This window comes from Pseudomonas sp. NUPR-001 (genome assembly GCF_052147955.1).
Lineage (GTDB): Bacteria > Pseudomonadota > Gammaproteobacteria > Pseudomonadales > Pseudomonadaceae > Aquipseudomonas.
Genome location: NZ_CP197353.1, coordinates 2,987,396 through 3,005,716 on the forward strand (window position 1 = coordinate 2,987,396; position 18,321 = coordinate 3,005,716).

At 60.9% G+C, this 18,321-nt stretch carries 14 protein-coding genes; 9 read left to right on the plus strand and 5 right to left on the minus strand.

Features of this window, described 5'->3' with window-relative positions; all coding sequences use genetic code 11:
* Positions 1–9 precede the first annotated feature (9 nt).
* The 4 genes from ACP6KB_RS13425 to ACP6KB_RS13440 form a co-directional block, all read right to left on the minus strand.
* Complete coding sequence (locus tag ACP6KB_RS13425; protein WP_442114207.1) at positions 10–432, minus strand: PA0061/PA0062 family lipoprotein; 423 nt, start codon at positions 430–432, stop codon at positions 10–12.
* Positions 433–510: 78 nt separating this feature from the next.
* Positions 511–2,094, minus strand: coding sequence for a methyl-accepting chemotaxis protein (locus ACP6KB_RS13430; RefSeq protein ID WP_442114208.1), 1,584 nt, complete (start codon positions 2,092–2,094; stop codon positions 511–513).
* Between the two features lie 252 nt (positions 2,095–2,346).
* The gene (locus ACP6KB_RS13435; RefSeq protein ID WP_442114303.1) at positions 2,347–4,293 is read right to left on the minus strand and encodes an alkyl/aryl-sulfatase; all 1,947 of its coding nucleotides are present in this window, start codon (positions 4,291–4,293) and stop codon (positions 2,347–2,349) included.
* Between the two features lie 91 nt (positions 4,294–4,384).
* Positions 4,385–5,077, minus strand: coding sequence for a TetR/AcrR family transcriptional regulator (locus tag ACP6KB_RS13440; RefSeq protein ID WP_442114209.1), 693 nt, complete (start codon positions 5,075–5,077; stop codon positions 4,385–4,387).
* 298 nt (positions 5,078–5,375) lie between these two features.
* Between ACP6KB_RS13440 and ACP6KB_RS13445 the strand changes: the two genes are divergently transcribed.
* The 6 genes from ACP6KB_RS13445 (at position 5,376) to ACP6KB_RS13470 (ending at position 12,276) form a co-directional block, all read left to right on the plus strand.
* Positions 5,376–6,803 carry a hypothetical protein gene (locus tag ACP6KB_RS13445; RefSeq protein WP_442114210.1) on the plus strand — a complete coding sequence of 476 codons (1,428 nt, stop codon included), beginning with the start codon at positions 5,376–5,378 and terminating at the stop codon, positions 6,801–6,803.
* Between the two features lie 2 nt (positions 6,804–6,805).
* Complete coding sequence (locus ACP6KB_RS13450) at positions 6,806–8,263, plus strand: acyl-CoA reductase (protein ID WP_442114211.1); 1,458 nt, start codon at positions 6,806–6,808, stop codon at positions 8,261–8,263.
* Between the two features lie 64 nt (positions 8,264–8,327).
* Entirely contained in the window at positions 8,328–9,368 is a 1,041-nt protein-coding gene (locus tag ACP6KB_RS13455) for an NAD(P)-dependent alcohol dehydrogenase (protein WP_442114212.1), read from the plus strand.
* 83 nt (positions 9,369–9,451) lie between these two features.
* A protein-coding gene (locus ACP6KB_RS13460; protein WP_442108379.1) for an IS3 family transposase occupies positions 9,452–10,587 on the plus strand; the annotation gives its coding sequence in 2 pieces (ribosomal slippage) (positions 9,452–9,725 and positions 9,725–10,587; 1,137 coding nt in all).
* 209 nt (positions 10,588–10,796) lie between these two features.
* On the plus strand, positions 10,797–11,366 hold the full coding sequence (locus ACP6KB_RS13465; protein ID WP_442114213.1) for a GNAT family N-acetyltransferase: 570 nt from the start codon (positions 10,797–10,799) through the stop codon (positions 11,364–11,366).
* A 34-nt stretch (positions 11,367–11,400) separates the two neighbouring features.
* Positions 11,401–12,276 carry a universal stress protein gene (locus ACP6KB_RS13470; protein ID WP_442114214.1) on the plus strand — a complete coding sequence of 292 codons (876 nt, stop codon included), beginning with the start codon at positions 11,401–11,403 and terminating at the stop codon, positions 12,274–12,276.
* A 4-nt stretch (positions 12,277–12,280) separates the two neighbouring features.
* Here ACP6KB_RS13470 and ACP6KB_RS13475 read toward each other — a convergent pair whose 3' ends face one another.
* The gene (locus tag ACP6KB_RS13475; RefSeq protein WP_442114215.1) at positions 12,281–13,861 is read right to left on the minus strand and encodes a winged helix-turn-helix domain-containing tetratricopeptide repeat protein; all 1,581 of its coding nucleotides are present in this window, start codon (positions 13,859–13,861) and stop codon (positions 12,281–12,283) included.
* Between the two features lie 202 nt (positions 13,862–14,063).
* On the opposite strand from ACP6KB_RS13475, the gene ACP6KB_RS13480 reads away from it, so the two are divergent.
* The 3 genes from ACP6KB_RS13480 to acnB all read left to right on the plus strand — a co-directional run bounded on the left by ACP6KB_RS13480 (position 14,064) and on the right by acnB (position 18,308).
* A complete protein-coding gene (locus ACP6KB_RS13480) occupies positions 14,064–14,825 on the plus strand; it encodes an SDR family oxidoreductase (protein WP_442114216.1) in 762 nt (253 codons plus the stop codon).
* Positions 14,826–14,858: 33 nt separating this feature from the next.
* Positions 14,859–15,278, plus strand: coding sequence for a cupin domain-containing protein (locus tag ACP6KB_RS13485; protein WP_442114217.1), 420 nt, complete (start codon positions 14,859–14,861; stop codon positions 15,276–15,278).
* A gap of 429 nt (positions 15,279–15,707) precedes the next feature.
* Complete coding sequence (gene acnB / locus ACP6KB_RS13490) at positions 15,708–18,308, plus strand: bifunctional aconitate hydratase 2/2-methylisocitrate dehydratase (RefSeq protein ID WP_442114218.1); 2,601 nt, start codon at positions 15,708–15,710, stop codon at positions 18,306–18,308.
* Positions 18,309–18,321 lie beyond the last annotated feature (13 nt).

The window sequence follows — 18,321 nt, forward strand, 5'->3', positions numbered from 1 at the left end:
TGCTGGCCCTCACATCAGGCAATAGTAGTCACTGACCTGTGCAACGATTTCGCGCTTGGCGTTGTACAAGTGCGCTTCAGGGGTCATCGCCATCGAACGGCCTTCAAGCACGTAGCGTTGGCCTGCACTGAAATGGGCGTAGTTGAGGGTCAGGTAGCAGGTGCGCACGGTCGTACCGCCCATCATGCTCATACCCCCGCCGCCGGTGACTTCGTAGTCGAAGCGCACCACCAACTCGTGGCTGCCGGGCGTCACCTGGAAAAAACGTCCGTCACGCAGGCGCTGTTTGTCCAGGCGCTCAGCCAGCAGCAAGCGGTCGTTGGGAAATGGCGTAGAGAAATCGACCCAGGCCATCTGTGGGTCTGCCTTGGGTAGCGGCGCCTGACAGCCAGCCACCAGGCTGGCCGCGAGTAACAGCATTATCCGGTACATGATCAACATCCCGAGGGATTGTCGATTCAGCATAACGCCGACCCAGGCCGTTGGCCAACGGCCTGGGTAGCGGGCCAATCACAGCTTGAATTTGCCCACCAGCGCCTGCAGGTGCACACCCAAACGGGCCAGTTCGATACTGGAGGCCGCGGTTTCCTCACTGGCCGCTGCGGTTTGCTCGGACACGTCGCGTACGTTGAGCACGCTGCGGTTGATTTCCTCGGCTACTGCGGTCTGTTGCTCCGATGCAGTGGCGATCTGCAGGTTCATCGATTCGATGGTGGCCACCGAACGGGTGATGTTCAGCAGCGACGTGCCTGCTCGGCGCGTCAACTCAACACTGTTGCTGGTCAATGCGCGGCTGCGTTCGAGGATGTCGCCCACCTGCTGGGTGCCACGGTGCAAGCCACCAATCAGTTCCTCGATCTCTTCGGTGGAGGTCTGGGTGCGTTGCGCCAGGCTGCGCACTTCATCGGCAACCACCGCAAAACCACGCCCGGCCTCACCGGCACGTGCTGCTTCAATGGCCGCGTTCAGGGCCAGCAGGTTGGTTTGCTGGGCGACCGACTTGATCACATCCAGTACCGTACCGATCTTGTCGCTCTCACGCTTGAGCTCGGCCATGGCGTCGGTCGAATGCCCCACCTCAGTGTCCAGATGGGTGATTTGCTCGATGGCCTGGTTGACCACGGTATCGCTTTCGCGCGCTTCGAGGCCGGCATTGACTGCCGCATTCGACGCCTGTTCAGCGCTGCGCGCGACTTCCTGCACGGTCGCAGCCATCTGGTTCATGGCCGTTGCCACCTGATCGGTCTCGACCTTCTGGCTGTTGACGCCTGCACTGGTCTGTTCGGTGACCGCCGACAGCTCTTCGGCGGCCGTTGCAATCTGCACCACGCCGTCGCGCAAGCTGCCGATCAGGTCGCGCAGGTTCTCGGTCATACGCTGCATGCTGGTCTGCAACGCGCCCAGTTCGTCACGCCGATTCACCTGGATGTCCTGGCTCAGGTTGCCGTTGGCCACCCGTTCGGCGCTCTGCAAGGCAACCTGCAGCGGCTGCACGATCAAGCGGGTGATCAACCAAGCGGCCAAGACACCAAGCACCAGCGCCAACACGGCGGTAAAGACCAGGCGCTGGAGCGACGACTGCACTTCAGTGTCACGCTTTGTCGACTGGCTAAGCGACAGCTGCCCCGAGGCGTCCAGCAGGCTTTTCAGCGCGCTGTCCAGCACTTCCAGGGCTTGATTAGCCTGGGTTTCGTTGCGCGCCTCAAGGGCCTGGGCGTAATTCTGAAAGTGCTCGCGGTAGCGCTGCACCGCAGCGTCCGCCTGCTCGATCGAACGCTGATCGCCAGCATCGGTGAATTGCTTGGCGAGCGTATCGAGCTGATCGTTGAGATCATCGGTCACTTTGACCATCTGCGCTGCCTGCGCAGCACCCGGCGACACCGTGTAGTTCAGGCGCGCAATGCGCATGTCGCGTGCAACTTCGTTGATGCTGGCGATGCTGCTGAGCTTGGCACTGCGTTCGCCGAGCTCGCTCAGCCCGGCCCAACCAATGCCTGCAACCACCACGGTCAGTAACAACACCAGCGCAAAACCCAGGGTCAGTTTCGACCGCACGCTGATATCAGCCAACACCTTCACCACTGCGTTGAACATCCTTTTAACCCTTCTATTGCCACTGCTTGAAAAAATCATTACCGGGCGATACCCGGACGGGTCCGGTTTCACACGGTAAGAGAAGTGCCGACGCGCACTGCGTCGGCGAAGGAAGAGTGGCCTTATGCCATCAATGGCGCGGGAATATACAGCTGTGCCTACTGTGCGACAACAGATTGACGGATTTTTTGCATACAATTTTGGCATGCAGCTGTGGTCAATGCTGATTCAGCAGGCAGTACAGTCACCCCTTCAAGGGGTGACAATGTTAAAGGTCGGCTGGAAGGTGGTGAGCGAGGTCATGAGAGTGGCCAGCTTCTGCTGGTCGCCTTCGATGCGCACATCCCCCTGGCGGATGGCGGTCGCCATGTCGAGCTGACGCATGCCAATGCGGTCCAGCGTGGCCTTGCTCATGCGTACCGTCACATCGGGTTTGTCATGCGCAACACCTGGACGTTGGGTCAGTACGCCATTGCGCAAGGTCAACGCGAATGGCTGATCGAGGTCGGTGAACGACCAGTTGAGGGTCATGTCATGGCCAACAGCCTTCTCGCTGTCGAGCCGCACGGCCAGGAAGTCGAAGAACATGCCCGGCTCGAGGGCGCGGATCATGTCAACAGCGCTCTTGGCTGTAGCCGCCGCTGGCGTACCCTTGCGCAGCTCCTGGGCGCCGGTCAGGTACATGTTGCGCCATAAGGCACTTTCCGCCTGGTAGCCCATCTGCTCCAGGGCGTCGGCTTGCAAGGCACGGGCAGCGGCGTTGTCTGGCTCGGCAAAGACCAGGTGGTTACCCAGTTGCGCCGCCCAGCGGTAATCGCCCTTGCTCATGGCCGCGTTCATCAGCTCCAACACCTTGGCGCTGCCGCCCATGGCCTCGACATAGTGCTTGCCGCTCTCTTGCGGTGGCAGCGGGTCAAGGTTGGCCGGGTTGGCGTCATAGAAGCCCAGGTAACGCTGGTACACCGCCCGAGCGTTGAAGCTCAGCGTGCCATAGTAGCCGCGTGTGTGCCATTTGTGCTCCAGCTCACCTGGCAGTTTCTGCATGTCTGCGGCTATCTCCAGCGGCGACAGGCCCTGGTTGAGCAGGTGCAGGGTACGGTCATTCAAGTAGGCGTACATATCGCGCTGATCGGCCAGCACTGTGCGGATGTTCGCCGCGCCCCAGGTCGGCCAGTTGTGTTGGGTAAACAGCACCTGGGCCTTGTCACCGTAGCGGGCCAGGCTCTCATCCAGGTACTGGCTCCAGCCTTTGGCATCGCGCACCTGGGCACCACGCGGGGTGAGGATGTTGTGCATGGTATGTGAGGTGTTTTCTGACATGCCCAGGGCGTTGAACTGTGGCAGATATAGGTTCATCTCGGCCGGTGCTTCAGTACCGGGCGTCAGTTGAAACTCAATGTCGACCCCGTCGATGCGATGACGCTCAAAGGCGGCTTTCACCAGCAGCGTCGGCGCAATCAAGCCAATCGTGCCACTGCCACTGCCGACCTTGCCGATTCCAGTGTCTAACTGGCCACGCTCGTCTCTGGGCACCAGACTGCCCGCCTGGTACTGCGAGCGGCGCAACATGGCGGTTCCCGCGAGCAGGTTCTCGCTGACGGCCTCCTCCATAAACCCGGCAGGCGCGATGACCTGCACGTTCCCTGCCTTGACATCCGCCTCGTCGATAACGCCGCGTACGCCACCAAAGTGGTCGAAATGGCTGTGGCTATAGAGCACCGCGCGTACCGGTTTCTTAGGCCGGTGCTGATAGTAGAAGTCGAGCGCAGCTCGGGCCGTTTCGGTGAATGTCAGCGGGTCGATGACGATCAGCCCGGTGTCTCCCTCTATGACGGTCATGTTCGCCAGGTCGAATCCACGCAGCTGGTAAATACGTTCGCTGACCTGGAACAGACCGACGTGCGCGTTCAACTGCGCCTGGCGCCACAGGCTCGGATTGACGGTCGCGGGCGCCTCCTCGGCATTGAGGAAGTCATACACCGTACTGCTTCGCAGTATCGCGCCGTTGGCGTCCTTGATGTCACCCTCGAAGGCCGCTACCAAGCCCTTGCTGGCCATCTCGAAATCGCTGCGGTCGGCAAATGGCAACGTGGCCAATACCGCTGCGTTATGAGCAGCGGTACTGGCACTGGCGGGCTTGGGGGTGATCGTTGGGTTGTCGGCGTAGAGCGTGGTGCAGGTCATTAAAGGAACCAGCATCAGGCTGGACACAATGTTCAAACGCATGGCAAAGGCACCTTACAGGGCAGTATTGGCGAATTGATCCGCTAGCGGTTCAGCGTTCTGGTTATCAACAGTTGCGGGCGACAGGTGCGGTAAGCAGCGCATAGATCATGTGCGCCAGCAGTTGCGCGGTGTCATCCTCGGCCAGGTAGTCAGGCCGCTCGACAACGATCGCCCGTGGCAACGCCAGGAGCGCCTGGAAGGCCAGGAACAACGCCTTCTCAACGCTTTGCACGCACACTTCTTCGGGAAAGCGCTTGAGCAAGGCCGGTGCGACACTGGCGGTCCAGACATGCTGCGCCTCCACCAGGTCCAGGCGTACCAATTCATCGTATTGAGCCGATCGCACAGAGAATTCGGCGGCCAGTTGCAGGCGCTTGTGATGCGCCTTCAGGCCAAGCCTGATGCTGAACAGCAAGCCATCGAGCAAGCGCGCCGTGTCCGGCAGCGTGGCCAGCCCGGTAATCAGCTGCGTACGCGACTCCTGGCGCAGGTCGTCAAAAATTACCGCGACCAGCGCGTCCATGCTCGGAAAGTACTCGTAGATCGAACTGCTGGCGACGCCGGAGCGCTCCGACAGGTTGAATAGCGTCAGGGCCTGGCGGCCTTGCTCTTCAAGAATTTTGCGGCCGGTCTCACGCAGGGCATTGACCATGGCGATCGAGCGCGCCTGACGGGGCTCCTTACGGGGCCGCGCAGGGAAGCGCAGGCGTCGCAGCACATTGTCTACATCATCTCTGCCTGGGCTGGCTTTCGACATCAACTCTCTCCTTAGCGCCTGAAGCCTATAGCCGCACCTTAATCACGTTCGCAGGAGCTGCTCCCCACTCCGTGCGAGGGGGGTAACGGCGTGCCGGTGCTGCTGGCCCAATTCCGGACAGCCCTTAGGGCAGCTATATATTTACCTTTTACATCAACAGCTTACAGATGAATTCTGGTGTCGGAATGCGGAGTGTTCCGGGCCTTTTCCGTCCTTATACTGCGCCAACAGCCTGACCACAGGCCCTGTAGATCACCGGTGCTATCGCCGGTTTTCACCTTCCTCAGCGAGTCCGACAATGTCCAGTGCAGAACAACAACTCCAACAACTGCTAAACGACCCTGCGGCCCTGGCCGACCACTCCCACCACAACTGGGGACGTCAGTCACGCGGCGAAATCGAGGCGCTTCAGCTGGCCGGGCTGAAGCAGCGCTTCGCCGAGCTACGTGAACGTATCCCGATGCTGAAAAAACTCGCCGACGCTGAAGGTGTAGCGCGAATCGAGACCCTCGACGACGTGGTGCCGCTGCTGTTCGAACATACCGTATACAAGTCCTACCCGCCGTCCTTGCTGGAGAAGAAGAACTTCACGGCCATCAACAAGTGGCTGGCGAAACTGGTGACACCGGACGTCGGCGCCGCGATCCTGGCTGCAGACGTCAGCCAGTGCCAGGGGCTGGACGACTGGTTCGACAGCATGGACAAAGCCGTACCGGGGCTGCGCATCAGTCATACTTCGGGCACCTCGGGCACCCTGTCCTTTCTGCCGCACGGTGTACGCGAGTTCGAGAAGGCCTTCGAGGTGCGCCGGCTATTTGCCTGGAACATGGAAGGTCCGAATAGCCCACAGCCTTCCCTGCACGCGGTCTATCCGTACTACCGCAAGGGCTACCTGAGCCATGTTCGCGCTAGCGAATTTCTGATCACTACCTTGCTGGCGGATGAGGCGCACTTCCACCCCGCCTACCCGGCCACCCTGTCCAGTGACGTCTTGCACCTGGGCGCACGGGTGCGCGCCGCGCATGCCAATGGCACCCTCGACCGCCTGCAGGTTTCCCCGGCGCTGCACAGCAAGAAGGCTGAGTTCGAGCGCTTGCAGGCCGATATGCCGCAGCATCTGGCGCGGTTCTTCGAACAGATGACCACCCAGCTCAGCGGCAAGCGTGTCTACGTCGGCGCCACCTGGAACCTGCTGCACAACATGGCCAAAGCCGGGCTGAACAAAGGGCTGGAGGGGGTATTCCACGCCGATTCCTATATCACCACCACCGGCGGGGCCAAGGGCGTGGTGCAACCAGAAGGCTGGCGCGAGGACGTGTTGCGTTTCACCGGCGCCAAGACGCTGCACGAAACCTATGCCATGTCGGAGGTGGTGGGTGGTTCGCACATGCGCTGCGAGCACGATCACTTTCACCTGGCGCCGACCGTGATCACCTACCTGCTCGACCCGCAGACCAGTAAACCGCTGCCGCGCACCGGCCGCGTAACCGGCCGGGCAGCGTTCTTCGACCTCGGTGCGCAAACCCGCTGGGGCGGTTTCATTACCGGCGACGAATTGACCATCGAATGGGATGCGCCTTGCCCGTGCGGACGCCCAGGCGCCTACGTGGCTGGCCCTATCCAACGCTACAGCGAAAAAAATGGCGGCGACGACAAGATCACCTGCGCCGCAACCGAAGGGTCGCACCGCGAAGCCATGGACTTTTTGAACAACCTTGAGGGCTAATCATGAACCACCCTATTGCACCGCTGATCATCCGTGGCGAAGTCATCACCGACAACCTGATCGAAGTCGGTGGACGTGGTGGCGACCTGACCTTCCTGACCCCGGACGTGCACTGCTACATCGAACGCCTGCCGTTGGGCAATCCGGCCCGCCTGGCCGACCTGTACGCCCTGAGTTTCGACGACATCCTCGACTATGCCGAGGCGCTTGGCGAGCGCCTGCATTTCGATCACAACCCCTATCTGCAGCAAGCCTGTGAGCTGTCCTACCAGACCTCCTCGTCCACCCCCAGTATCGTCAAGATGTCCTACATGGGGCTACAGCACCTGCTGTCCCGAGACTTCATCAGCGAGATGGTGGAGAGCACAGTGGGCATCAAGTACCTGGAAGGTTGGGTGTCGCAGCGGCTGCTCGATGGTACCGAGCTGGAAGTGCGCTGCTTCGGTGCGCGTACCTTGCACATTGTGGCCGGTAATGCCGTGGCGCTGTCGTTATGGACCATCATCCGCAACATGGTCTTGCGCAGTGACGCGATTATCAAGGCGCCGTCCAACGACCCGTTCACGGCCTTGGCCATCGCTCGCACCATGGTCGATATGGCGCCCGACCATCCCCTGACCAAGCACCTGAGCGTGGCCTATTGGAAAGGCGGAGACCAGGCCCTCGAGCAACGCCTGTACCAGCCGCAGAACCTGGAGAAGATCGTTGCCTGGGGCGGTTACGCCGCGATGAAGCACGTCACCCAGTACATCCAGCCGGGGCTGGAGCTGATTTCGCTGGACCCCAAACGCAGTGCCAGCATCATCGGCCGCGACACCTTCAACAGCGAGGCCTCCATGCGTGAAGCCGCAGTACGCCTGGCGGCTGACATCGGTGCGCTGAACCAGAAAGGCTGTGTTTGCGCCCGTGTGGTCTACGTGCAAAGCGGCACCGATGAGGCGGGCCTGGCAACCCTCAATACCTTCGGCCGCTATGTGTACGACGCGATGCTGGCGTTGCCCAATACCCTGAGCACGGCGCCCAAGCGTTATGACCCGGCGCTCAGAGCGGAAGTCGACGCACTGCGTCTGGATGACGAGTGGTACCAGGTGATTGGCGGCAAAGACGGTGAAGGCGCGATCATTTGCTCGCAGTTGCCCGAAGCGGTCTCCTTCGCAGCCCGTCTGGATGACCGTACCGCCAACCTGGTGCCGGTGGAAAGCCTGGACGAGATGATGAATGCGGTTGATGCCTATACCCAGACCGTCGGCGTTTATCCGGAGTCGATCAAGGATGAGCTCAAAGACCGCCTGCCGCTGCACGGCGCCCAACGTATCGTCTCGCTGGGGTACGCCGCGGCGATGAAATTCGCCGCCCCGCAGGACGCCATCGAACCCATGCGGCGCATGGGCAAGTGGGTTTCCAACCAGATCGCTTCACCGCACACCACAGCGGCGCCCTGGCTGCGCCCTTCCATCTGACCCTGAACCCGCCCCGCCGTCAGCCGCGGCGGGGCGCTTTCTTTGCCTACCTGAGGAAACGCTCATGACCACCTGCCTTGGCTACGCCGCACATGAAGCCCATGCCCCCCTTACCCCACTACGTTTTGAACGCCGGGCCCTGCGCAACGATGATGTCGCCATCACCATCGACTACTGCGGTGTCTGCCATTCAGACCTGCACTACGCCCACAACGACTGGGGCAGCACACGTTTTCCCTGTGTGCCTGGGCATGAAATCGTCGGCCATGTCACCGCTATCGGCAGCGCGGTCACCCGCTACAAGATCGGTGACCGTGTGGCAGTGGGCTGCATGGTCGACAGTTGTCAGCACTGTGCGCCCTGCCACGCGCACCAGGAGCAGCTGTGCAGCAGCATGACGCCGACCTACAACGGTAAAGACCGCCTTAGTGGCGAAACGACCTTCGGTGGTTACGCCGAACACATCGTGGTGCGCGAAGACTTTGTTCTGCGGGTACCGGCAACGCTCGACCCACGCTTTACCGGCCCGCTGCTGTGCGCGGGTATCACCGTATGGACGCCTCTGCGCCGCCACAATGTTGGTGCCGGGATGAAAGTCGCAGTGGTGGGCCTAGGCGGCCTGGGGCATATGGCCGTCAAGCTGGCGGCAGCGCTGGGTGCCGAGGTCACGGTCATCACCAGCTCGCCCGGCAAGGCCGACGATGCCCGTGCTCTGGGTGCCCGCCACGTGCTGCTGTCCAGCGATGCGCAAGCAATGAAAGGCGCGGCGTCAGCCTTCGACTTCATCCTCGACACCATCCCCACCCGCCACAACCTCAACCCTTACTTGATGCTGCTGGGACGTAACGGCACCTTGGTGCTGGTCGGGGCGATCGAGCCGCTGGAGCCCATTCATGGCGCGTTATTGATGATCAACAACCGCTCGATTACCGGTTCACTGATCGGCGGCCTGCAGGACACTCAGGAACTGCTGGATTTCTGTGCCGAGCACCAGGTGCTGCCGACCTGCGAAATGATCGGCATCCAGGACATCAATCTGGCCTTCGAACGCATGCAGGCCAACGATGTGAAATACCGCTTTGTCATTGATATGGCCACGCTCTAGTGGGAGCGGGCTTGAACTGGCCTAATGATCCTGGACACCTCAATCGGGCGCTATGATGGCGCCCAAACCTGAGGTGTTTGGATATGCGTAATTCTTACTCGAGTGACTTCAAGCTACAGGCGGCCAGCATGGTGCTGGACGAAGGCCAATCAGTTCCACAGGTCTGTGCCAGTTTAGGCATTGGCCCTACAGCGTTGCGTCGTTGGGTCGATCAACTGCGCCAGGAGCGTCAAGGCTTAACCCCTGTGGGTGCCAAGGCAATAACGGCAGACCAGCAGGAAATCCAACGGCTCAAAGCCCTGCTCAAGCAGAAAGACCGGGATATCGAAATCCTAAAAAAGGCCAGCGCTCTCCTGCTTTTGGACGCCAAAGATCACTCGCGTTGATCGATGAGCTGGGTGAGCAATACGGCGTTAATGAGTGTTGTCGGGTGCTTGGGGTCAGCCGCAGCAGTTTCTACTGCTGGCGCCAGCGTAAGGACCGGCGTTACCCCGGACGGGAAAAACTCAAGGCCCAGTTGATCAGACATCATCGTGAGTCGAGAGGGGCGGCAGGTTCGCGCACCTTGGCCAAGATGCTGCAAGCCAGTGGACACCCAGTCGGCCGCTTCAAGGCGCGCCGCCTGATGCAAGAAGCTGGGATCAGCAGCCGTCAACGCAGACGCCACAAATACAAATCTTCAGGCGTTGAAGCCCTGACCGCACCGCACGAGCTCAAACGGCAATTCGATGTGCGGGCGACAAATGAGGTCTGGTGCGGAGATGTAACGTACATCAAGGCTGGTAAGCGCTGGCTGTACTTCGCGGCTGTCTTGGACTTGTTTGCACGGCGGATTGTCGGCTGGTCGTTCTCGATGATCTCGGATGCTGAACTGACCTGCGCGGCCTTACGCATGGCAACCGAGCTGCGCGGACGCCCCAAGGGTGTGCTATTTCACTCTGACCAAGGCTGTCAGTACACCAGCCACAAGTTCAGAAATGAGCTGCGCGAGCATGGGCACCGGCAGAGCATGAGCCGTAAAGGCGAGTGCTGGGACAACGCCCCGATGGAGCGGTTTTTTGGAAGCCTGAAATCTGAGTGGGTACCCGAAGATGGCTACGACTCGGAGCATGAGGCCCGAATGGATGTGCAGCGCTTTATCACCCGCTACAACACCACTAGGCCTCACAGCTACAACGGATACCGGTCGCCGGTCGAGGCAGAGAAGCTGGCGGCGTAAACCTTAACGGGTGTCCAGGATTACTTGACCAGTTCAGCTTGCCCCGCGATAGCGATCTGCCTGACACACCGCAATCGCGGGGCAAGCCCGCTCCTACAGTCAGCCAAGCGATACGCCTGCAGCTTGACCTGCATCAAGCCAGAAATTTCCTACAGGCGTAGATAGGTAGTGTGCTTTTCGTATCTCTCCCTTTCCACGGAGTACATTCCATGGCACTTACTCAACCCGAGGCACTGACCCCCTCCCCTGCAATCTTTGCTCCCGAACAAGGCGAGCACTGGATTGAACCACTCAAGGATGGTCGTCACGTGCTTATCCGCCCATTACGGGCCGAAGATCGCGAGCGTGAAAAAGCCTTCATCATGCGCCTGTCGCCCGAATCACGGCACTTCCGTTTTCTGTGCCAGATCAACGAGCCCGGCAAAGCCATGCTTGACCAGTTGATGACCATCGATCAGCAGCACATGGCCTATGTAGCCCTGGCCCATGTCGATGGCGAACTGCTGGAAGTCGGGATCAGCCGCTATGCAACCGGCGCTTCGCCGGATGAATGCGAGTGCGCGATCACCATCGACGATCAGTGGCGCAACCTTGGTCTGGCGTCGCTGTTGCTAGGCCACCTGATCGACCACGCGCGTGAGCACGGCTATAAAGAAATGTATTCAATCGAGGACGCTGCCAATACCTATGTGCACGACCTGGTGCGCGCATTCGGCTTCTCGACCGCGCGTGACCCCGAAGACGCATGCAGGGTTGTCCATCGCCTGGCATTGAGGTGACAAACGCTGCACGGTACTGAACAAGGAGATTGATATGTACCCGCTGAACCACATCCTGGTTGCCACTGACCTTTCCACACCGGCACGCCACGCGGCAGAGCGTGCGGCATTGCTGAGCAAGGGCCTGGAGGCGAAACTGGATCTGCTCTACGTTGCCAACTCGGCACCCTTCGAGCGTCTCAAGCAGATTGTCGCGCCGGATGAAGACCTGCTGCAGCGCACGGTCGAGGCCGGGAAAAAACACACCCACGCACTGGCTCATGATCTGTTCGAACAGTACGGCGTTGCCTCCGCTGCACACGTGATGGCCGGGGGCGTGGTCACTGAGATCACCCGTGAAGTGCAGGACCGGCGCATCGATGTGCTGGTGTGCGGCGCCAAGGGCCAGAGCCGGGTACGTCACCTGCTGCTGGGCTCGACCGTGCAGCGCATGCTCAACCGTATGCTCTGCCCTACCCTGGTGGTCAAACAGCCGCCACGCGGCGAGTACCGCAGAGTGCTGGTTCCGGTCGATTTCTCGGCGGCGTCGCTACGTACCATCGAGCTGGCCAAATCCGTCGCCGGACCGGCCGAAATTGTGCTGCTGCACGTGTTCGAGGCGCCCTTCGAGTCGAGCATGCGTCTGGCCAACGTCGACGCCGATACCCTCAAGCACTACCGCGATGTCATCAAGAAAGATGCCATCGAGCAGCTCGCAGCATTGGCCGACACCTGCGAAATTCCCGAGGCCAGGCAGCTGGTAGTCCAGGGCGACCCGGCCTGGAAGATCGTCGAGCAGGAACAGGAACTGGACTGCGACCTGATCGTGATCGGCAAGCAAGGTGAAAGCGCACTGGAAGAACTGTTGGTGGGCAGCATCACCAAATATGTGCTCAACGAATCGCGCTGTGATGTGCTGGTGTCACTGTAGCCGGTTAGTCCGGTAAACCCGCCAGGCGCAAACCCTCGGCGAACTGCTTGAGGTCCTGGGCGCGTTGGATGGGCAACCACTGCTGCAGGTTGCCCGTACGCAGCGTAGGGTCCAGGGCCTGCAAGCGCTGCATGCTGGCCCGCGCCTTGTCCAGCTGTCCGGCGTGCGCCTGGCTGGCGGCGAGCAAGGCTACCGCCACCAGCAGGCTGGGCAGGTTGCCCAAGGCTTTTTCCGCCCACACTGCGGCGAGTTCATAACGCCCGGCAAAAAAATGTGCCAGGGCCATGCCCACTTCCATGCGGAACATCTCGGGGTCCAGCGGGCTCAGGCGTACGGCATGCTTGAGGTTGTCGATAGCCGTGTCGGCCTCACCGCGCAGTGCCCGTAAAATACCACCGAGAAACCACGCTGGGGCCAGGTTGGGGTTGAGCACTCGCGCCCGGTCCAGCAAAGCAATGCCACTATCGAGATCACCCGTCAAATGGGCCAGGGCGTGCCCTCCGCGGGTCAGCGCCACGGCGTCATCGCGCCCCAGTTCTACTGCCAGCCGTGCCAAGCGTGCACCTTCAGCGATTTCACGCGGGCGATCGGCCATCCAGCCGTTGAGTTTGCGCCAGAAATGACACCACGCCGCCATGCCATACGCCGAGGCGTACTCGGAGTCGAGTTCGATGGCGCGGTAGAACAACCCCAGCGCCTGCTCGATGGCGTGCTGGTTGCCCTGGTGCAGCTTTGCCGTCCCCTGCAGGTAGTAGTCGTAAGCGTCTAGGCTGTCGGTCGGTTTGCCCTTGGCACGCTCAATTTCTGCGCGCTCCAGCTGCGGCGCAATGGCGCCCACAACACTTTCGGCAATGCTGTCCTGCAGTTCGAAGATGTCATCGAGCAGACCTTCGAAACGTTCCGCCCAGATATGCGTACCACGGCTGGCGTCGATCAATTGCCCGGTTATGCGCACCTTGTTGCCGGATTTACGGATGCTGCCTTCGAGCACATAGCGCACGCCCAGTTCCTGGCCCACCCCCTGAACGTCAACGGCCCTGCCCTTGTAGGTAAAACTGGAGTTACGGGCGATGACAAACAACCAGCGAATGCGCGACAAGGCGGTGATGATGTCTTCGACGACACCGTCGGCGAAGTAATCCTGCTCGGCATCGCCGCTGAGGTTCTGGAAGGGCAGTACGGTGATCGACGGCTTGTCGGGAAGTATCAGTGCTGCAGGCGCTGGCACAGGTGGCGCGTTGTCGGCGAGTTCCGTGGTGCTGGTCGCGCTGTTGTCAGCGAGTCGCACCTCACCGACAAAGCGGTAGCCCTTGCGCGCCACGGTACGTATCAGGCGCTGCTCCTCACCGCTATCGCCCACGATTTTGCGGACCGCATTGATGTGGCTGGTAATGGTTGACTCAGAGACGATCCGCGTGCCCCACACCGCTTCGAGCAGTTCCTCCTTGCTCAGCACCCGATCACGATGAATGACCAGTTGCAGTAACAGGTCAAACACCTGCGGCCCAAGCGCCACCGCCTGGCCAGCGCGGGTCAGTTCCCGGCGTTCTTGATCGAGCAGGTAGTCTTCGAAGGCGAATGGCAACGTGGGTATCCCCTGGATGAGCGCCCTAGGCTCCGTGTCCGAGGCGATAATCAATATCAAACGATAATACGGCAGCTTTGGACGAAAAAGCAGGCGTACGTGAAGGAAAATCCAAGCCTGCAGCAAAGACCCGGCGCGGGTCAGAAGGCACTCTGATTACATCCGGGCGGTAACGGTTACCGTCCCCAAGTGGAGTGTTGCCATGAACATCGTCGTCATCGGAGGCACCGGCCTCATTGGTTCCAAACTGGTCAAGAATCTTACCGCACGTGGCCACCAGGCGTTGGCCGCTTCGCCCGCCACTGGTGTCAACAGCATCACCGGTGAAGGGCTCGCCGCCGCCATGGAGGGCGCCGATGTGGTGGTCGATGTGGCTAACGCGCCGTCGTGGGAAGACCAGGCAGTATTGGAGTTTTTCCAGACCTCGACGCGCAATCTGCTGGCGGCTGAGGCTGCCGCTGGGGTTAGCCACCACATTGCGCTGTCGATCGTCGGTTGCGAGCGGCTGCCGGACAATGGCTACTTCCGCGCCAAGGTTGCCCAGGAAGCCTTGATCAAGGCCAGCGGTCAGCCGTTCAGCCTGGTACGTGCTACGCAATTCTTCGAGTTTGTCGGCGGCATTGCCGAGTCGGCGCTGGTCGGTAATGAAATTCATCTGTCGCCGGCACTGATCCAGCCGATGGCTTCCGACGATGTGGCCGCCGCGCTGACCGATGTCACGCTGGCCGCGCCGCTCAACGCTACGCTGGAGATTGCCGGCCCGGAAGCATTACCGCTGGACGAGCTGGTACGCCGCTACTTGCGCGCCACCAACGACAGCCGCAAGGTCGTGGCGGATGTGCATGCGCGTTACTTCGGCGATGTACTCGACGATCAATCGCTAACCCCCGGCGCGCATCCGCGCCTGGGTGCGATCCACTTCGAAGACTGGCTGGCGCGCTTGATTGCCACGTCAAACCGCTAACTGCCAACGCGTTGTTCCCACAGGAGTACTGCAATGAAAACTCGATTGCTGCTGGCCGCTGCCGTTGCAGCGCTGGCCTTCAACACGGCTTCAGCCGCCGACCCGGCGCCCGGCAAAGTCACCCTGGTGTTCGATCGCACCCTGCCGAACGTGCCTGGCAAAAGCATGCGCGGGGTGCTGGTGGAGTACGGGCCGGGCGCGGCGTCACCGGCGCACACCCATCCCAAGTCGGCCTTCATCTATGCCACGGTGCTCGAAGGTGCGGTGCGCATTCGCGTCAACGATGAGCCGGAGAAAATCTACAAGGCCGGGGAAAACTTCGTGGAAGAGCCCGGATCGTTCCACGCGGTCAGCGCCAATGCCAGTGACAGCCAACCGGCAAAACTGCTGGCGGTGTTTGTGCTCGACAGCGATGAAACCGATCTGGTGACCCCAGCCAAGTCAAAACCCTAGACAGTTACTGCGGCCCTTCGCCAGTTGCCTGAGGCTAACGCAGGGCCGCATCCGCTTCAGTGATACGTGAGGTGTTGCAGCAACCCATTGCGGTATTGCTGGCTCGGCGTACAGGTAATCTGGCACAGATGAACCTGAACAGCACGGTGAATCAGATGCAGCTCTGAATGAGCACTCCAGACAATGTGTTGACAATTAATTTGCAAAACGCATTTTGCAGCGTATATTTCTGCCGCAAGCGATGAATGTGTCAACAATAACCAAAACACACACCGTACCTATTTCGCAGGGGCAGGCTGTTTTCGGCGGTCTGGAGCGGTCACTCTCAATGGCCGGAAATCTGCTCCTGTTTTTAATGATCAAGGCCAGGTTCAACAACCTGCGACCTTGTCCCGTGCATGTAGCCAAGCGCCCTACAGGAGATCGCCAGTGCTCGAAGCCTATGCCCACCATGTCCAGGAGCGCGCCGCCAAAGGCCTGCCCCCTCTCGCTTTGAATGCCGAGCAAACAGCGGCTCTGGTCGAACTGCTCAAGCAACCCCCTATCGGCCAGGACGCCCTGCTTGTCGAGCTCATCAGCCAGCGCGTGCCTGCCGGGGTGGACGAAGCGGCCTACGTCAAGGCTGGCTTTCTCGCAGCGCTGGCCAAAGGCGAAACCCGCTCGCCGTTGATCGACAGCACCCGTGCCGTTGAGCTGTTGGGCACCATGCAGGGCGGCTACAACATCGTCACCCTGGTCGAGCTGCTCGATCACCCGCAACTGGCGGCGGTGGCGGCCGAGCAACTCAAGCACACCCTGCTGATGTTCGACGCCTTCCACGACGTCGCGCAAAAGGCCAAGGCCGGCAACCTTCACGCCAAGGCCGTGGTGCAGTCCTGGGCCGACGGCGAGTGGTTCACCGCGCGCCCGGCGCTGGCCGAGAAAATCAGCTTGCGGGTGTTCAAGGTCACCGGCGAGACCAACACCGACGACCTGTCCCCTGCCCCGGATGCCTGGTCGCGCCCGGACATCCCGCTGCACGCCCTGGCCATGCTGAAAATGGCTCGCGACGGCATTGCCCCCGATGAGCCCGGCGTCACCGGCCCGATGCAGCAGATCCAGGCCATGCGCGAACAAGGTTTGCCGATCGCTTATGTCGGTGACGTGGTGGGTACCGGTTCTTCGCGCAAATCCGCGACCAACTCGGTGCTGTGGTTCTTCGGCGACGACATCCCTTATGTGCCGAACAAGCGTGGCGGTGGTTTCTGCTTCGGCAACAAGATCGCACCGATCTTCTACAACACCATGGAAGATGCCGGCGCCCTGCCGATCGAATTTGACGTCGCCGACCTGCACATGGGCGATGTCATCGACGTGTACCCTTACGCGGGCAACGTCTGCAAGCATGGCAGCGCAGAGGTCATCAGCACCTTCGAATTGAAAACCCCGGTGCTGCTCGACGAAGTCCGCGCCGGTGGGCGTATCCCGCTGATCGTCGGCCGTGGCCTGACTGAAAAAGCCCGTGCCGAACTTGGTCTGCCGCCGTCAACCCTGTTCCACCGGCCGCAAACGCCTGTCGATTCGGGCAAGGGCTACAGCCTGGCGCAAAAAATGGTCGGCCAGGCCTGCGGTGTCACCGGCATTCGCCCGGGCACCTACTGCGAACCGAAAATGACCACCGTCGGCTCGCAGGACACCACCGGGCCAATGACCCGTGACGAACTGAAAGACCTGGCATGCCTGGGCTTTTCCGCCGACCTGGTGATGCAGTCGTTTTGCCACACTGCGGCCTACCCGAAACCCGTCGATGTCAACACTCACCACACCCTGCCAGACTTCATGCGCAACCGCGGTGGCGTGTCACTGAAGGTGGGCGACGGCATCATCCACAGCTGGCTGAACCGCATGCTGCTTCCGGACACTGTCGGTACCGGTGGTGACTCGCACACCCGCTTCCCAATCGGCATCTCCTTCCCGGCCGGTTCCGGCCTGGTCGCCTTCGCCGCGGCCACTGGCGTGATGCCACTGGACATGCCGGAGTCGGTACTGGTGCGCTTCAAGGGCAAACTGCAACCAGGCATCACCCTGCGTGACCTGGTCCATGCCATCCCTTATTACGCGATCCAGAAGGGCCTGCTGACCGTCGAGAAGAAAGGCAAGATCAACGCCTTCTCCGGCCGCATCCTGGAAATCGAAGGCCTCGACGAACTGACCGTCGAGCAAGCCTTCGAACTGTCCGACGCCTCGGCTGAACGCTCTGCCGCCGGCTGCACCATCAAGCTGCCGGAAAAAGCCATCGCCGAATACCTGCAGTCGAACATCACCCTGCTGCGCTGGATGATCAGCGAAGGCTACGGCGCCCCACGTACCCTGGAGCGTCGTGCTCAGGCGATGGAAGCCTGGCTGGCCAACCCAGTGCTGCTGGAAGCCGACAAAGATGCCGAGTACGCCGAGATCATCGAAATCGACCTGGCCGACGTCAAAGAGCCTGTGCTCTGCGCGCCGAACGACCCGGACGACGCGCGTCTGCTGTCGACCGTACAGGGCGAGAAGATCGACGAAGTGTTCATCGGTTCGTGCATGACCAACATCGGTCACTTCCGCGCTGCCGGTAAGCTGCTGGACAAGGTCAAAGGTGGCATCCCTACCCGTCTGTGGCTGGCTCCGCCAACCAAGATGGACGCCCACCAGCTGACCGAAGAAGGCTACTACGGCATCTACGGCAAAGCTGGCGCCCGCATGGAAATGCCAGGCTGCTCGCTGTGCATGGGTAACCAGGCACGTGTGCAGACCGGTTCGACCGTGGTTTCCACCTCGACCCGTAACTTCCCGAACCGCCTGGGCGACGCCACCAACGTCTACCTGGCCTCTGCCGAGCTGGCAGCGGTTGCCTCGATCCTGGGCAAACTGCCAACCGTCGAAGAGTACATGGCGTACGCGAAGAACATCGACAGCATGGCTGCCGACGTTTACCGCTACCTGAGCTTCGACCAGATGGCCGAGTTCCGTGAAGCTGCTGCGAACGCCAAGATCCCGGTTGTTCAAGCCTAAGCTGACTTAGCTA

What these genes read in the sequence shown, in the direction of transcription:
- ACP6KB_RS13425 (WP_442114207.1), bottom strand. Translation starts at nt 432, where the DNA reads ATGTACCGGATAATGCTGTTACTCGCGGCCAGCCTGGTGGCTGGCTGT.
- ACP6KB_RS13430 (WP_442114208.1), bottom strand. Translation starts at nt 2,094, where the DNA reads ATGTTCAACGCAGTGGTGAAGGTGTTGGCTGATATCAGCGTGCGGTCG.
- ACP6KB_RS13435 (WP_442114303.1), bottom strand. Translation starts at nt 4,293, where the DNA reads ATGCTGGTTCCTTTAATGACCTGCACCACGCTCTACGCCGACAACCCA.
- ACP6KB_RS13440 (WP_442114209.1), bottom strand. Translation starts at nt 5,077, where the DNA reads ATGTCGAAAGCCAGCCCAGGCAGAGATGATGTAGACAATGTGCTGCGA.
- ACP6KB_RS13445 (WP_442114210.1), top strand. Translation starts at nt 5,376, where the DNA reads ATGTCCAGTGCAGAACAACAACTCCAACAACTGCTAAACGACCCTGCG.
- ACP6KB_RS13450 (WP_442114211.1), top strand. Translation starts at nt 6,806, where the DNA reads ATGAACCACCCTATTGCACCGCTGATCATCCGTGGCGAAGTCATCACC.
- ACP6KB_RS13455 (WP_442114212.1), top strand. Translation starts at nt 8,328, where the DNA reads ATGACCACCTGCCTTGGCTACGCCGCACATGAAGCCCATGCCCCCCTT.
- ACP6KB_RS13465 (WP_442114213.1), top strand. Translation starts at nt 10,797, where the DNA reads ATGGCACTTACTCAACCCGAGGCACTGACCCCCTCCCCTGCAATCTTT.
- ACP6KB_RS13470 (WP_442114214.1), top strand. Translation starts at nt 11,401, where the DNA reads ATGTACCCGCTGAACCACATCCTGGTTGCCACTGACCTTTCCACACCG.
- ACP6KB_RS13480 (WP_442114216.1), top strand. Translation starts at nt 14,064, where the DNA reads ATGAACATCGTCGTCATCGGAGGCACCGGCCTCATTGGTTCCAAACTG.
- ACP6KB_RS13485 (WP_442114217.1), top strand. Translation starts at nt 14,859, where the DNA reads ATGAAAACTCGATTGCTGCTGGCCGCTGCCGTTGCAGCGCTGGCCTTC.